This window comes from Corallococcus aberystwythensis (genome assembly GCF_003612165.1).
GTDB lineage: Bacteria > Myxococcota > Myxococcia > Myxococcales > Myxococcaceae > Corallococcus > Corallococcus aberystwythensis.
On record NZ_RAWK01000125.1, the window covers coordinates 1 to 15,178 of the forward strand.

General features: G+C 69.7%; 11 protein-coding genes and 1 tRNA gene. 5 read left to right on the forward strand and 7 right to left on the reverse strand.

Features of this window, described 5'->3' with window-relative positions; translation table 11 throughout:
- The first annotated feature begins 80 nt into the window (after positions 1 to 80).
- The 3 genes from D7W81_RS21185 to D7W81_RS21195 all read left to right on the forward strand — a co-directional run bounded on the left by D7W81_RS21185 (position 81) and on the right by D7W81_RS21195 (position 3,604).
- Positions 81 to 1,892, forward strand: a complete 1,812-nt coding sequence (locus tag D7W81_RS21185; RefSeq protein ID WP_120557205.1) for an acyl-CoA dehydrogenase — start codon at positions 81 to 83, stop codon at positions 1,890 to 1,892.
- A 1-nt stretch (position 1,893) separates the two neighbouring features.
- Positions 1,894 to 2,703, forward strand: a complete 810-nt coding sequence (locus D7W81_RS21190; RefSeq protein WP_120557206.1) for a hypothetical protein — start codon at positions 1,894 to 1,896, stop codon at positions 2,701 to 2,703.
- A gap of 91 nt (positions 2,704 to 2,794) precedes the next feature.
- The gene (locus tag D7W81_RS21195; protein WP_244227334.1) at positions 2,795 to 3,604 is read left to right on the forward strand and encodes a hypothetical protein; all 810 of its coding nucleotides are present in this window, start codon (positions 2,795 to 2,797) and stop codon (positions 3,602 to 3,604) included.
- A gap of 120 nt (positions 3,605 to 3,724) precedes the next feature.
- Here D7W81_RS21195 and D7W81_RS21200 read toward each other — a convergent pair whose 3' ends face one another.
- Positions 3,725 to 5,944 (reverse strand): M4 family metallopeptidase, encoded by a 2,220-nt coding sequence (locus D7W81_RS21200; protein WP_120557208.1) that lies wholly within the window; start codon positions 5,942 to 5,944, stop codon positions 3,725 to 3,727.
- Positions 5,945 to 6,202: 258 nt separating this feature from the next.
- Between D7W81_RS21200 and D7W81_RS21205 the strand changes: the two genes are divergently transcribed.
- The gene (locus tag D7W81_RS21205; RefSeq protein WP_120557209.1) at positions 6,203 to 7,399 is read left to right on the forward strand and encodes a DUF1615 domain-containing protein; all 1,197 of its coding nucleotides are present in this window, start codon (positions 6,203 to 6,205) and stop codon (positions 7,397 to 7,399) included.
- 18 nt (positions 7,400 to 7,417) lie between these two features.
- On the opposite strand, the gene D7W81_RS21210 is transcribed toward D7W81_RS21205, so the two are convergent.
- The 4 genes from D7W81_RS21210 to D7W81_RS21225 all read right to left on the reverse strand — a co-directional run bounded on the left by D7W81_RS21210 (position 7,418) and on the right by D7W81_RS21225 (position 12,788).
- The gene (locus D7W81_RS21210; RefSeq protein ID WP_147445570.1) at positions 7,418 to 9,037 is read right to left on the reverse strand and encodes a fibronectin type III domain-containing protein; all 1,620 of its coding nucleotides are present in this window, start codon (positions 9,035 to 9,037) and stop codon (positions 7,418 to 7,420) included.
- 157 nt (positions 9,038 to 9,194) lie between these two features.
- On the reverse strand, positions 9,195 to 10,709 hold the full coding sequence (locus D7W81_RS21215; RefSeq protein WP_120557211.1) for a M16 family metallopeptidase: 1,515 nt from the start codon (positions 10,707 to 10,709) through the stop codon (positions 9,195 to 9,197).
- 38 nt (positions 10,710 to 10,747) lie between these two features.
- A complete protein-coding gene (locus D7W81_RS21220; protein ID WP_120557212.1) occupies positions 10,748 to 12,154 on the reverse strand; it encodes a M16 family metallopeptidase in 1,407 nt (468 codons plus the stop codon).
- A gap of 91 nt (positions 12,155 to 12,245) precedes the next feature.
- Positions 12,246 to 12,788, reverse strand: coding sequence for a hypothetical protein (locus D7W81_RS21225; protein WP_120557213.1), 543 nt, complete (start codon positions 12,786 to 12,788; stop codon positions 12,246 to 12,248).
- A 733-nt stretch (positions 12,789 to 13,521) separates the two neighbouring features.
- Here D7W81_RS21225 and D7W81_RS21230 point away from each other — a divergent pair.
- The gene (locus D7W81_RS21230; RefSeq protein WP_120557214.1) at positions 13,522 to 14,052 is read left to right on the forward strand and encodes a hypothetical protein; all 531 of its coding nucleotides are present in this window, start codon (positions 13,522 to 13,524) and stop codon (positions 14,050 to 14,052) included.
- 62 nt (positions 14,053 to 14,114) lie between these two features.
- Here the strand turns inward: D7W81_RS21230 and D7W81_RS21235 are convergent.
- Both D7W81_RS21235 and D7W81_RS21240 read right to left on the reverse strand, forming a co-directional pair.
- Positions 14,115 to 14,187, reverse strand: a tRNA-Phe gene (locus D7W81_RS21235).
- A 91-nt stretch (positions 14,188 to 14,278) separates the two neighbouring features.
- Positions 14,279 to 15,079 carry a sigma-70 family RNA polymerase sigma factor gene (locus tag D7W81_RS21240; RefSeq protein WP_120557215.1) on the reverse strand — a complete coding sequence of 267 codons (801 nt, stop codon included), beginning with the start codon at positions 15,077 to 15,079 and terminating at the stop codon, positions 14,279 to 14,281.
- Between the last annotated feature and the right edge of the window lie 99 nt (positions 15,080 to 15,178).

Consider the following 15,178-nt stretch of genomic DNA (forward strand, 5'->3'; position numbering starts at 1 on the left):
GTCCCACCCACGTCCGGCGGTGAATGCCCCCCGCACGACGACTTCGACGACCCCATCGCGTCCTGGTAGGGAACCAGGGCATGAGCGTGCCCCGCCCCAACCCCCTGCTGTCGGACCGCGACGTGGACTTCCAGCTCTACGAAGCGCTGGACACCACCGCCCTCTGCGCGCTGCCCGCCTTCCAGGAGCACTCGCGTGACACCTTCGCGCTCCTCCTGGACAGCACCCGCCGCTTCGCCCGCGAGGTGCTCGCCCCCACCTACCGGCCCATGGACGCCGCCCCGCCCGTCTTCGAACACGGCCGCGTGCGCGTGCATCCCGCCATGCGCTCGCTCTACGCCGGCATGGTCGACCTGGGCCTGCTCACCGCCACCCGCCCGCCCGGCGTCGGCGGCCAGCAGCTGCCCCTCACCGTGCACGCCGTGGCCAGCGCCTACCTCATGGCCGCCAACCTGAGCGCCTATGGCTACCTGGGCCTCACGCTCGGCGCCGCGCACCTGCTGGAGGTCTTCGGCACGCCCTTCCTGCGCGACACCTTCATGGCCCGGCTGTACCGCGGTGAATGGACCGGCACCATGGCCCTCACCGAGCCCCAGGCCGGCAGCAGCCTCGCGGACGTGAAGACGCGCGCCACGCCCGCGCCGGACGGCTCCTACCGGCTCCAGGGCTCCAAGATCTTCATCAGCGGCGGCGACCAGGACTTCACCGACAACGTCGTGCACCTCACCCTCGCCCGCATCGAAGGCGCGGAGGGCGGCACGCGCGGCGTGTCCCTCTTCGCCGTGCCCGCGAAGAGGCCGCAGGGGGACGCGTTCGTCCCCAACGACGTCCAGGTGGCCGGCGTCATCCACAAGATTGGCTGGCGCGGCCTGCCCAGCCTCGTCCTCAACTTCGGCGAAGCCAATGACTGTCACGGCTGGCTCGTGGGCCAGCCCGGACGCGGGCTCGCCTGCATGTTCCAGATGATGAACGAGGCGCGCATCATGGTGGGCCTCAACGCCGTGTCCACCGCGGCCGTCGCCTACCAGGAGTCGCTCGCCTACGCGCGCGAGCGCCCCCAGGGCCGCCCCGCCGGCATCCGCGACGCCACGCGCGCCCAGTCCCCCATCATCGAACACGCCGACGTGCGCCGCATGCTGCTGCGCCAGAAGGCCATCGTGGAGGGCGGCCTCGCGCTGCTGCTCACCACCTCCACCCAGGCGGACCTCGCGAACCACGCCCCGGAGGAAGCCACGCGCAAGCGCGCGCACCTGCTCCTGGACCTGCTCACGCCCATCGCCAAGACGTTCCCCGCGGAGAAGGGCTTTGAAGCCAACGCGCTCGCGCTCCAGATTCACGGCGGCTACGGCTACTCCAGCGAGTACCTGCCGGAAGCGTGGCTGCGCGACCAGAAGCTCAACAGCATCCACGAGGGCACCACCGGCATCCAGGGCCTGGACCTGCTCGGACGCAAGGCGGTGGCGGAGGGCGGGGCTGCGCTCCAGGCGCTCGACGAGGAGGTGCGGGCCACCACCGCCCGCGCCCGCGCCGCCGGCGTGGAGCCCACGTGGAGCAACGCGCTGGAGGACGCGCTCCAGCAGGCCGCGTCCCTCACGCTGGAGCTGGGCGCGCGCGGCATGGCGGGGGAAGTGGACGTGATGCTCCGCCACAGCACGGACTTCCTGGAGCTCTTCAGCGTGGTGGCCGTGGCGTGGCGCTGGCTCGCGCAAGGAGCCGCCGCGAAGGAGGGCCTGACGCGCGCGACGAACGCGGAGGACACCGCCTTCTACGAGGGCAAGCTCGCCGCCGCGCAGTACTGGTTCGCGGTGGAGGTGCCGCGCGTGCCGCTGCTCGCCCACCTGTGCCGCACGGGCGAGGACTCCTACTCGCGCATGCGCCCGGACTGGTTCTGACATGTCCGTCTCCTTCCACCTGTGCCAGCCCGGGAAGGGCGCTTCCTGCGGCGCCTGCTGCGGCCTCTACAACTTCCGGGACCACTCGCGCGCGGCGCTGACCCGCAGGCTGGAAGCGCAGACGGAGCGGCTGTCCCGCACGCCCCACACCCCCGAGGCCTACGGTGAAGCCGCGCGCGAGCTCACCGCGAACCGGGACGCGCCCGCGCTCTTCCCCATCGTGCGGGTGTGTCCCCTGCTGGGCTTCCTGGACGCGGAGCACCAGCGCGTGGGCTGCCTGGGCCACCCGCTGGTGACGGGCGGCACGGACCTGCGCGACTGCGGCGTGTACCGCGCCACCACCTGCGAGACCTTCACCTGTCCATCCTTCGGCTGGCTCACCGACGCGCAGGCCCGGCTGGTCCAGGCCGCGTGCGCGGACTGGTACCTCTACGGGCTGGTCATCACCGACGTGGAGTTCGTGCGCGGCTGCCTCAAGCTCCTCGAGTGGGAGCTGGGAGGCCCCGCGTCCCCGGACGTCCTGCGCGAGCGCCCCGAATCCCTGGACACCGTGCGCCGCCTCTTCGCCCTCAAGGAGACGGCCCCCGGCCGTGACAGCCAGGCCACCGTGTTCGGCCGCTTCGCCCATGACACGGAAGGCGAACCCACTCCGCGCACGCTCGACTACGCGGCGCTGGGCACGCACTCCGCCCCCGAGGACGACGTGGTGCTGTGCCTGGGCTACACGCCCTCCACTGCACCGGAGCTGCTTGCCGCCAGGGCCCTGGTGCGCGACCACGTGCGCGCCGTGGCCGCCACGTTCCCCGCGTAGCCTCGCCATCCAGAAGCCAACACCCCGCGGCACGCCCGGCGCTTGCAACGGCGGGGGGCCGTCCGCAGGTTTGCCTGCGGGAGGGTTGCGGATGGGTGGACGTTGGATGTGGTTGGGGATGGTGGGGCTGTGCTCGCTCGCTTCCGGCTGTCAGCAGCATGACACCGCGGACACGATGGAGGCGGCACCTGCTTCACTGCAGACCCGTGACTCCGCGAGCGGCGGGCTGATGGTGCCCGCCACGCCCGCGCTGGCGCAGAGCACGGTGCAGGACACCCGTTCCCCAGGCGGCGACGCGCGGCCAGCCGCGAACGCGCAGGTGCCTCCGGACACGGCGCCTCCGCCCGGTACCCGGCCCCTGCCAGGCCCCCGGGTGACCGAGCCCGCGCAGGGCGCCACCGCGCAGGCCCCCGCGAACGCTCCGCCCCGGCAGAACGCCCGGCCCCCGGCGAACCCGAACGCCCCGCGCGACGCGCAGGCCAACGCCCAGCGGCCCCAGGCCAACCCGGACGGCACGCCCGTGACGCAGGCTCCCGCCGAGGGCCGGGTGATGATTGGCGCCCAGGCCGTACAGGCCAACAACGACGAGGCCTGGTACGAGGGCGCGGCCAAGGCGGCGCAGGCGGCGGTGACGGACACCTCCGCCAACCGGCCGCTGGAGCAGGTCATCATCGCGTCCAGCACGGTGAACGGCCGCGTCACGCGCGTGGGCAGGGACACCCTGCACGTGCGCGACGGCGAGGGCACCGTCTACGAGCTCCAGCTCGACCAGCGCAGCCGCGGCCTGCGCCAGGGCCAGCGCGTGCCCCTCAAGGAGCTCCAGGAGGGCACCCCGGTGCGCGCGCAGTTCGTGCTCATGGGCGGCCGCACCGTCGCGCGCGACGTGCAGGTCCGCAAGTAGCTCAAGCCTCCACGAATGCCTGAAACGACGACACCCGGGAAGCCATGGCGGCTCCCCGGGTGCCTGTCTTCGTCCCGGACTCCCTTCACGCGAAGGGAGCCGGGCATGAAGCAGGTGCGACTACCAGACGGCCTTGAGCGTCACGCCCGAGTAGGCCGTGTAGCCACGCAGCTTCACGTAGTACTTGCCCGCGGTCGTCTTGGTGATGTTGCACGACTCGTTGTTGCCGGAGGTGTACGGACGGCAGTCGTACGTGGTGGTCGTCGGCGAGGAGCCGAAGCGCACGTACATGTCCGAGTCACCCGTGCCACCCGAGGTGGAGAAGGTGACGCGCTTGTTCGCCGGCACGTCCACGGTGATCCACTCGTTGGTGAACGAGCTGGCGGCGCCGGAGATGCCCGTCACCGGCACGTTGTTCTGCAGCGTGTTGCCGCCACCACCGCCGGGGGCCGTGTAGCTGCCCTTCAGCGTCACGTTCGAGTACGTGGAGTAGGCGTTCAGCATCACGTAGTACGTGCCCGCCTGGATGTTGGTGATGGTGCACGTCTCCGCGTTGCCACCGGCGTACGGACGGCAGTCGTAGGTCGCGGAGTCCGGCGCGGCGCCGAAGCGCACGTACAGGTCCACGTCACCCGTGCCACCGGAGGTGGTGAACGTCAGCGCCGTGGCGCCCGCGGGAACGGCCAGCGAGTAGTACTTGTTGTTGCCCGTGCTGTCGGACACCGTCACCGCCGTGCCGTTGGTCAGCGGGGTGGAGACCGGAGGAGGCGTCACGACGCCCACGCCCACCGCTTCCCAGGCCGCCTTCACCGCGTCCTGCGTGGCCTGGTCGTAGCCCAGGTCCGCCGCCGCCTGGATGGTCCAGGTCTTGGCCTGCGCGAACGTGGTGCTCGCCGTGTAGATGTCGGTGTTGGCCTTGTACCAGATGCGGGCGGCCTTCTCGACGCCGATGGCCGGCACGTTGATGGTGCTGCGGCCGCGCGGGTGCACGCCACCCTTGGAGAGCAGCGCGAACGCCAGGTTGGGCACGCCGGAGCTGTAGTGCACGTCCGTGCCGGACGTCACGTTGGCCGCCCAGTCCTTGGACGCGCCGTCCTTCACCGGGTCGTCCATGTAGCGCAGGGCGTCGTTCGCCGTACCCGGCGTCCACACGTCCTCGCCCACCATCCAGATGGCCGGCGCGGTGCTCCACGTGCCGGACTTCCAGCTCTCGCAGATGGCGCCGAAGGTGTCGGACATCGCCTCGTTGAGGCCGCCGGACTGGCCGGAGTACGTGAGGTTGGACTCCTTCGACGTCACCGCGTGGGTCAGCTCGTGGACGGTGACGTCCGCGTCCTTGCCCAGCTCGATGGAGTTCACGCCGTCGCCATCGCCGTACACCATCTGGGTGCCGTCCCAGTAGGCGTTCACGTAGTTGGTGCTGTAGTGCACCGTGCTGATGAGCGCCGTGCCCGCGTTGTCCAGCGAGTCGCGGTTGAAGAGCACCTTGTAGCAGTCGTAGGTGTAGCCCAGCATGTCGTAGTTCATGTCGACATGGGAGTCACCGATGGCCGCCTGGCCCTCGCTGCGCTTGAGCGTGCCCGGGGTGCTGGTGCCGTTGTTGGCGCTGTACACCCTGCGGTTGATGGCGGAGTGGATCTCCGGCGCGCGCAGCACGATGGAGCCGTCCTGGGCGCTCACGTAGACGCGGTCGCGCAGGGGCATCTGCTCGTGCTCGCCCGTGACCGTCACCTCGTACGCCAGGCGCAGCGCGCCTTCCTCGGTGCGCACGTACACCAGGCGGGGCGCACCCTGGGCCTCCAGGCCCGTGCCCACCGTGGCGCTCAGGGCCGCGTCGCGCGCGGACGTCGCCGCGATGCGAGGCAGCGCGGACACGTTCACGCCGTCGCGCGCGGAGCCGTTGGCGCGGAACACCGTGCCGTCCGGACGCACGTGCACGACCAGCTCACCGCCCACCACCTCCAGGCCGTTCTTCGTCTGCGTGTAGCGCAGGTGCTGGTTGCCCTGCTCGTCGGTGCGCGACTTGCGCAGCACCAGGTCGTCCGGGCTCAGCCGGAACGCCCCCGCCACGCCCGCGACCGCCTGACGGCTCGCGTCCAGCGTGTTCAGCGTCCGCTCCACCCGGCCCAGCTCACCCTGGATGCTGTCCGGGATGCCGTCCGCGTGCACGCCCACCACCTGGGCGCTGCCGAGCGCGTTCAGCGAACTCTGGATGTCCTCGCCCGACTTCTCCTGCTCAGGCGCCTGCACCTCTTCGCCCGTGGAACCCTGCGTACCGCACGCCGTCAGAGCCACGCCGAGCCAGGCCGCGCCAATCGTCTTCAACAGTCGATGAGCCAACGCGATACCTCCATGAAGAAACAGCGGGGTGATACGTGACACACTCGAATTCATCAGAGCAACTACTTTTTGGAGAAAGTACGTTTAGTCACTCTCCCCTGCCCTGCTGCACAAACAACGAAAACCTGAGTTTCAGATTAAGCACACTTCGTTCTGCTTGCTCTGATTCACCGGTTCTCCGGAGTGAACGGACCTGCCCCGGGGATGTCTCAAAAAATGTTTCACGAGACGGGCGGCAGCATGAACCGGAGGGCTGACATGACGCGGAGCGCCGGGCGCCGGTGGACGGGGGTGCTGTGCGTGGGGGTGCTCCTGGCGCTCACGGCCTGCGCGTCGCGAGCGCCGGTGATGACGCAGGTGCCAGCGCCGCCCACGTTGTCGGAGGAGGAGGTGGCGCGGCTGCTGCCCGCGAAGGTGAAGGGGCCGGAGCGCCAGGGCTGGGCGCGCGACGTGCTGGCGGCGCTGGACGCGGAGTCGATTCCTCCTTCAGCGCCGGTGGTGTGTCAGGTGGTGGCCACCATCGAACAGGAGTCCGGCTTCCAGGCGGACCCGGCGGTGCCGGGGCTGCCCAGGCTGGTGCGGCAGAAGCTGGACAGCACCGCGGGGCGGCTGGGCCCCCTGGGGCGGCGCGTCCTGAACGACGTGCTCGCGGCGAAGGCGAAGGGGGCGAAGCGCAGCTTCGGCGCGCGGCTGGACGCCCTGCGCACGGAGCGCGACCTGGACCGGCTCTTCCGGGACATGCTGGCGTACTACGAGGAGGAGTACCCGGCGGCGTACGCGGCCGCGGACCTGGCCAGCTCGCTGTTCGGTCCGTCCTCGTTCGCGGGGCAGAACCCCGTCACCACCGCGGGCTCCATGCAGGTCAGCGTGCGCTACGCGGTGGAGAAGGCGGGCCCGGGCGCGGATCCGGTGGCAGTGCGCGAGTCGCTCTACACGCGCGCGGGCGGCGTGCGCTACGGCACCGCGCGGCTGCTGGGCTTCGAGGCCGCGTACGACCAGCCGCTCTACCGCTTCGCGGACTACAACAGCGGCGTCTACAGCTCCCGCAACGCCGCCCTGCAGGCCCAGGTCAGCCGGCTCACCGGCGTGGCCCTGGCCACGGATGGCGACCTGCAACTGTATGACAAGGACGGTGAGCCGCGCGGCGAGGACAGCCAGAGCCTCAAGGCGCTGCTCCTCTTCCGTCAGCGCTACGCGCCGGACCTGAGCGAGCGCCGGGTGCGCCGGGACGTGGAGGAGGAGAAGACGGCGGACTTCGAGAAGACGGACACGTACCTCGCGGTGAAGCGCGTGTACGCGAACCAGACGGGACAGCCCCCCGCCTACGCCCAGCTGCCCCAGGTGACGCTCAAGAGCGTGAAGCTGAGCGGGGAGCGCAGCACCGCGTGGTTCGCGAAGTCCGTGGACGCCCGCTACCAGCGGTGCATGGCCCGCCACCGCCCGGCGGCGCGGTAGCGGGCCCCTGGCGTGGAGCTACGGCGTGGTGAAGACGGCGCTGAACGTGTCCGCGCTGATCAGCGGCAGCAGCTCCCCGGTGATGAAGGGAGCGCGTAAAGGCGCGTACTCCGGCGAGGCGTCCGCCGTCACGCGCACATAGTAGATGGAGCCGGGCAGCAGCAGGTCCGGCGGCAGGCGGACCTGCGTCCGGTCACCGGGCACGTAGAAGCGCATTGTGGGGAGGGCGGCGGAGGAGCTGATCAGCTGGATGACGGACACCACGTAGTTCCGGGGCGTGCCCAGGGCGGGCGGCTGCCAGCTGATGACGGGCCGGTTGGTGCCCACCACGCGCGACACATAGGCGTCCACCCCGTCGATGCGCAGCCCCTGCGGCGGCGAGATGGGCGGCTGGATGGGGCCGGCGATGAGGTGGTCCAGCCGGTCGGTGACGCGGATGCTGCCGCTGGGGTAGTGATTCCGGCTCCCCACGGCGACGGACGTCGCGGAGCGGAACGCATAGCCGGCGGTGCCCACCGCGCCCCAATGGGACGGATAGGGATTGCCGTAGGCCAGCCGCGCCGCGATGACGCCGTTCTCCCCCCGAGGCAGCCACATGTCGAGCATCTCTCCCTGGTAGCCCACCCAGCCGTGCTGGTAGCCGAACGGCACGGGCACCACGGAGAACGAGGGATAGCTGAGCGCGCCGGTGGGGTTCACGTCCGAGCGCCAGCGGGTGAACTCATTCAGGCGCCACTCCAGGGAGAAGGGCGTCTGCGGCACGGGCGCCAGCGTGGCCGCCAGCGGCATCGGGGTGACGCCGTCCGGCGTGAATGAGAATGACGGCAGGTGCGCGCTGTTCCGCACCGTCATGTACGCCAGGGGCCCGCCGCTCGGCAGCGTCCCGGCCTGCACGGCGTTGAGCTGGTTCACGTAGAGGCGGTCCCCCTTCGACGCATCCAGGACGGGGCCTCCGTAGCCCGTGCTGAAGGACGCGTAGGCGTCCGGGTCGACGTAGGACGTGTCGCCGGCCGCGGGCTCCATGGAGTAGCCGAGCGAGCCGAACATGTTCACGTCCGCGCTGATGACCTGCAGCGAAGTGCCCGGCGCGGAGACGGACGCATACTGCTGCCAGGGTTCCAGGTCGAAGAGCTCCACCGACGCGGGGGATATCCCGATGGGCGCGTAGACGGCGTCCGGACGGCCGATGCGGTTGACGCCCAGGTCGAAGTGGCGCTCGCGCGTCAGGTAGTAGTACCGGTTCGAGCGCAGGAAGTACTCGCCGTCCGGCACGTTGTCGAAGCGCAGGCCGCCCGCCACCGGCGTGCCCGTGCGCCGGTCGAAGCCAATGCCATTGGGGATGAGGATCTCCACGTCGCGGCCGGTCAGGTCCTCGGGAACCACCGTCACCCCGGCGTTGGAGTGGAAGCGGGTGTCCGCCGTCACCAGCACGGACGTGCCCGCGTCCACCGGCCCGGAGCCCGCGTCGGGCTCACCGCAGCCCGGAAGCACGTCCTCGTGGGTGATGACCGCCGTCCCCTCGCGAGGGTCCAGGGCGAATTCAGGAGGGTTCACCTCCTCGTAGGGAGGCGCTTCTCCGCAGCCCAGCCAGGCCGCGCAGGTGGGGACGAGCAACAACGACAGACGACGCAAGGACATGGGGAGCCCTGATGCCAAACAAGGAAGTTCCGTCCGGTTCCGACCCCAACCAGACGGTTCCTCATATACGCGATGGGTCCGATTCCCTGGCTATTTGATTTTCAATGGGTATTCATGGTGGGCGCGTTTCAGGACTTGCGCCCACCTCCGTCTGGCATCAGCGGCCGGGCGCGGTGGATGGGGCGAAGCGCTTGTCGGAGATCTTCATCTCCGTGACGGGGCCGTACTTGCGGGCCACGTCGCGCAGGGCCTCCGCCTTGCCAATGAGGACGAACGTCAGGTCCTCCGGGGCGGGCAGGACGCGCTGGAGCACGGTGCGCACACCGTCCCGGGAGGCGGCGGACACGGCGCCCGCGAACCCGTTCACGTCCTGGGCGTCCAGGCCGTAGAAGGCCAGCTCCGACAGCTTCATGGCCAGCTGGTCGCCGGTCTCCAGCCTTGGGGGGAACTGCCCCAGCACGTAGGACTGGGCGGAGGCGAGCATGGCGTCGTCCATGCCTTCCTGGCGGTAGCGCGTGAACACATCCAGTGCCAGGTCGATGGCACGGCCCGTGGAATCCGTCTGGGTATAGGACGTGAAGACAAAGGTGCCGGGCTGGAGGGCCGGGGCCAGGGAGGAGTGGGCGCCGTAGGTGAGGCCCGTCTTCACGCGCAGCTCGGTGTTGAGCAGCGAGGTGAAGCGGCCGCCCAGCACGGTGTTGCCCAGCTCCGCCACGACGCGGTCCGGGTCCGTGCGGCGGATGCCGGTGTTGCCAATGGCGAAGTAGGTCTGGGTGGCGTCCGGCTTGTCCACCAGCAGCACGTGGCGGCCCTTCGTGGGCGCGGTGGCGGGCACGGCGGCAAGCTTCTGCCCCGCGGGGGCCCACCCCCCCAGGGCGGACTCCAGCTTCGCGGCGAGCTGCTTCGCGTCGAAGTCCCCCACCACGGAGAGGATGAGCCGGTCTCCGCCCAGGTTCGCCTTCGCCCAGCCGAGCACGTCGCCCCGGCTGATGCCAGGCAGGGACGCCTCGCTGCCCACCGCGGATCCGCCGTACGGGTGCGACGGGAAGTGGAAGGCATTGAAATACACGCCGATGAGCGCGCGCGGGTCGCCGTCCTTGGCGGAGGCGATCTCCGACACGCGCAGCGCGCGGGCCTTCTCCAATTCCTTCGCATCGAAGCGCGGACGCACGAGCATGTCCGACAGCAGCTCCACCATCAGCGCGGTGTCGCGGGACTGGAAGCTGCCGTTGAGGACGAGCGCCTCGCGGGCCGGCACGACCTCCAGTTCGCCGCCCACGCCGTCCACGGCTTCGGCGAACTGCTGCGCGTTGCGGGAGCCCGCGCCCTTCTGGAGCAGCTCGGCGGTGAGCGCGGCCAGTCCCTCCTTGCCAGCGGGGTCGGTGACGGCGCCGCCCTTGAGCCACGCGCTGAAGGACACCAGCGGCAGCTCATGCTTCTCCACGAGGAGCAGCCGCACGCCGTTCTTCAGCGTGACGGCGGTCGCCTCCGGCAGCGTCACGCCCTTCGTGGACAGCGGGGCGGTGGGCGCCGGGGTGGCCGCGGCGGGCGCGGAGGCCTCCGGCGCCGGGGGAGCCGGCGTGGACGTGGGGACGGGAGCCGGCGCGGTCGCGCACGCGGAGGTGAACAGCAGCGCGGCGAGGGCGGAGCGCAGTGGGCGGGGCGTCAGCATGGTGTGGGACCTGCTCCGAGCAGGACGGGAGGGGGCACTCATCGCGCGGCCTCGCTGCGGGCCGGGGTGGCGGAAGCAGTGGTGGGCACGAGCCAGCCCACCGTGCGGTGGTCGGGGTTGAAGATGCGGGCGGCCAGCGCCTTCACGCCGTCGCGGGTGACCTTCTCGTAGCGCGTGGGCGCGTCGAGCAGGGCCTTCCAGTCGCCGCGGAAGGTGGCGGCGCGACCCAGCTCGCGGGCGCGGCCGTCGTTGGTCTCCAGCTTGCGCCAGAAGGTGGCCAGGGCGACGTTGCGCGCCTTCTTCAGCTCCGCGTCGGTGACGCCGTCCTTCACCACGCGGTTGAGCTCCGCGGTGAGCAGCGCCTCGGTCTTCGCCAGGTCGCCGCCCGGCGGCAGGTCCACGTAGAACCAGGTGAGCGACGGGTCGAAGCCACCGGCGGTGGTGCCCTGGACGCGGATGGCCGTGCGGGTTTCATCCACCAGCTTGCGGTGCAGGCGCGACGAATCCCCGTGGGTGAGGATGAGCCCCAGGAGCTCCAGCGCCTCCGCGTCCGGGTCGTTGGCGGCGAGCCCGTGGTAGGCGACCTGGAGCAGCGGGGACTGGGCCAGCTTCTTCACGGCGATGCGCCGCTCGCCCTGCTGCTCAGGCTCCTTCGTGAGCACGGGCTCCGGCGCGGGCTGCGAGGGGATGGTGCCCAGCGTGGCCTCCACCTGCTCGAAGACGCGGGCCGGCTCCACGTCGCCCGCGATGACGAGCGTGGCGTTGTTGGGGGCGTAGTACGTCTTGAAGTAGCGCTGGAGGTCCTCCATGCGCCAGGACTCGATGTCGGACGGCCAGCCGATGACGGGAATCTGGTACGGGTGCGCGACGAAGGCGGTGGCCTGCATCTGCTCCTGCAGCGCACCGGCGTTGTCGTTGTCCACGCCCGAGCGGCGCTCGGAGTAGACGACGCCGCGCTCGGACTCGATGACCTTGGGGTCGAAGGCGAGCGACTGGAGCCGGTCCTGTTCCAGGTCGAGGATGAGGGGCAGCGCGGAGGCCGGGAACCAGTCCAGGTAGACAGTGACGTCCTCGGAGGTGAAGGCGTTGTTGGCGCCGCCGTTGGCCTCCATGACGCGGTCGAACTGGCCGGGGCCGTACTTCTTCGCGCCGTTGAACATCATGTGCTCGAAGAAGTGGGACAGGCCGGTGATGCCGGGCCGCTCGTTGCGGCTGCCCACGCGGAACCAGTTGGCGAGCGCCACGTTGGGGATGTCGTGGTCCGGCCAGACGATGACGGTGAGCCCGTTCTTCAGCGTGCGGGCCTGGATGTCCGAGCCGAGCTTCACGGCGGGGGTGGAGGCGGCGGCGGGCCTCGCGGACGGCTCGGAGACGGCCTGGGCCCCGGCCTGGGGCGCACCCAGGAGGGCCAGACAGGCGAACCACGACAACGGCGGACGGGACATCCTTGCTCCTGGGGAGGGACCACGCGGCGCCCGGGAACGGGCGGCAGCGCACCCTATTCCAGAAACGCCGCGCGGATGCCCCAGAGGAGCGTCAGGCGCCCAGCACCTGCCGCAGCACGGCCTGGAAGTAGTTCGTGCTGCCGATGTGGCCCGAGTGCAGCTTGGCGGACTGGTGGAGCCGCTGGGCGACGGCCTCGAACTCCGCCTGGCTGACGTCGCGCAGGGACAGGTACAGGCGGGCGGCGGCGCGCAGGTAGGAGAAGAGCGGGTTCTTGTGGTGGCCGTCCGGCCGGCGCGCGAGGTGCCGGTAGAGCTGGGAGAACTCCTGGTCCACCTCCGCGTGGCGCGTGTCGCGGCAGAAGCCGGCGGCGGTGGCCTCGACGAGGAAGAAGAACGGCTCGTATTCAGGGAAGGGCGGCCGGGTGAAGTCCGGGGGCTGCTTGTTCCCGGTCCACAGCGCGGAAATGGGCTGCAGGCGCACGTGGGCGGTGACGTCGCCGAAGCGCACGGGCACCTCGTCGCCCACGACCTTCACCTGGCCCTGTTCGTCCCGCTCCACGGGGATGAACAGGCGCATGGGGTCCTCCACCTTCACGCCCGCCTTCTCCAGCTCCGCCACCACGTTCGCGTCCATTGCGTTGATGTTCCTCCGGGATACCCATCTACCGCGTCGCGCCCGGATGTGCACCCGGGGCGTCGGCATCCCAGTGGTCGAGGCGTGCCTGTTCACCACAGGTAGGCCGGTCATGAGCGGCTGGTGGAAGTGAGCAAGCCCCAAGGGCAATGACTGAGACGACTCCAAAGCCAGGAACTCTCACAACACTTCGAAGGTGAAGCCCGTTAACGACGCGGACTTCACTCTGAACAATCAAGCCCACAGCTCACTCCTCAGCTGCGTCAGGCCGTGCGCTCTTGTTGTTGATTCCTCCGCTCAGGCGCTTGCCTTCGTCCCCCTCTTATCGCCAAGAGATTTGGCGATATCACCAATATTCTTGGTGATATCACCAAGATTATTGGTAGATTCGATTTGTGCTCGAAGAGGTTTCCCAGCTTTTTGGCAGTCAGACACGGACGACTGTGCTCGTAGCCCTCCGTCTCCTCGAGGCTACCTATCCCAGCGAGTTGGCCAATCTGCTCGGCGTACGTCTCTATACCGTCCAATCCATTCTGACGTCGCTTGAACGGGAAGCCATCATTGCCAGTCGGCTGATGGGGCGAACGAGGATGGTTTCCTTGAATCCTCGGTACTTCGCGCACGCAGAGCTCAGTGCACTGCTTTGGAAACTCGGCGAGCGCGATATGAACCTTCAGTCCATGCTCGCCGCGCGACGGCGCCGTCCCCGCCGCGCTGGCAAGCCAGGGCTCCCGTGATCGGGCCCGCGTCGTCGCTCACGGACATTGCGTTCACCGTATGCACGGCACTGGATCTCAAGGGATTCCACGCGGTGCTCACGGGCGGAAGCGCGGCGACGTACTACGCGCCGGAGGCATACCAATCAGGAGACCTCGACTTCGTGATCACCCTCAAGGGATCAGGGGGCGATGCGGCTGCACTCGGCTTTATTCGGAAGGGAGACTTCTACCGCCACCCCCAATCGCAATTCCTCTTGGAATTTCCGAGTGGGCCCCTGGCGGTAGGAGACGACTTGATCAAGAGCTGGAGCACGGTCCGTCGTGACGACGAGGTGCTGTACGTCCTGTCGCCGACCGATTCATGCCGTGACCGGCTCGCATCCTTTCTCTTCTGGAACGACTTCAGCGGCCTGGAACAAGCAATTGCTGTCTTCCAGGCACAGAGGAAGGAAGTGGACCTGAACATCATCGAGGACTGGTGCCGGCGCGAACGGCACAGCCAGAAGTTCGACCTGTTCGCTTTACGTATTGGGGCCGCCAAGTAAGCGCAAAAAGAAAAAGGGCGCCGGACCGGAGTCCGACGCCCTTCAAGTTCTTCTTACTGGTGTGCCCAAGGGCGGAATCGAACCACCGACACGGGGATTTTCAGTCCCCTGCTCTACCGACTGAGCTACTTGGGCGAACCGCGCAACGCGAGCGGCAGCGCCGATTTACGGTCACTTGCCCGCGACGTCAACCCCTTTTCCGCCAACCCTCCCCCTCGCCCGACACTCAGGCCGCCAGCCGGGGCGCTTCGCTGTCCCAGGCCGTGCACCCCGCCGTCAGCCGCTGGCGCAGCTTCTGGCGCAGCCCCTGTTCAATCTGCCGGATGCGCACCGCCGTCACCCCGAAGCGCTTCGCCAGGAACTCCGCGCTCACCCCGTCCTCCGCCAGCATCCGCTCCTTCACCAGCGCCCGCTCCCGGGCGTCCAGCTCCGGCCAGGCCGCCGCCACGCTCTGGTGCAGCTTCTCCGCCCAGGCGCCCCGGTCCGCCAGCTCCTCCGCCGAGTCCTCCTCCGACTCCAGCATGTCCAGCCGCGTCACGTCCCCCTCCAACCCCAGGGGCGCGTTCAGCGACACGTCCTTCGCCAGGGCGTCCGACCCCCGCACCACCTCCTCCTCCCGCTTGCCCAGCGCCTCGGCCAGCCGCTTCGTCACTTCCGGGTGACCTTCGCCCCACCGGGCCTCCAGCCGCGCACGCTCGCGGCGGAGCTGGAAGACGATCCACGGCGCGCGGCCCCCCGCCATACTCCAGGTGCGGGACACGTACGCCCGGATGCGCGCGCGGATCCACTGCTGCGCGTAGGCGCCGAACGGCACTCCCCGCTCCTCGAACCGGCGCGCCGCCTCCACCAGGCCGACGTTGCCCTCCGACATCAGCTCCTCCAGCGACAGGCCCGTCCAGCGGTACTTCCAGGCCAGCCGGCGGACCAGCTCCAGGTGCCCCCGCACCCGCATCTCCACTTCCGCGGAGTCCACCTCGGCCTCCATCCCCCCCACCGTGGCCTCGCGCTCCTCGCAGATGGCTTCCATGACGCAAACCTCCCCAATCAGTCTCCCGCGCACCCATCGCGCGGTGACGGAGGTAGAGATAAGCGGAGGCGACTCTTAAAAAAATGAGCTAGTTTGGAT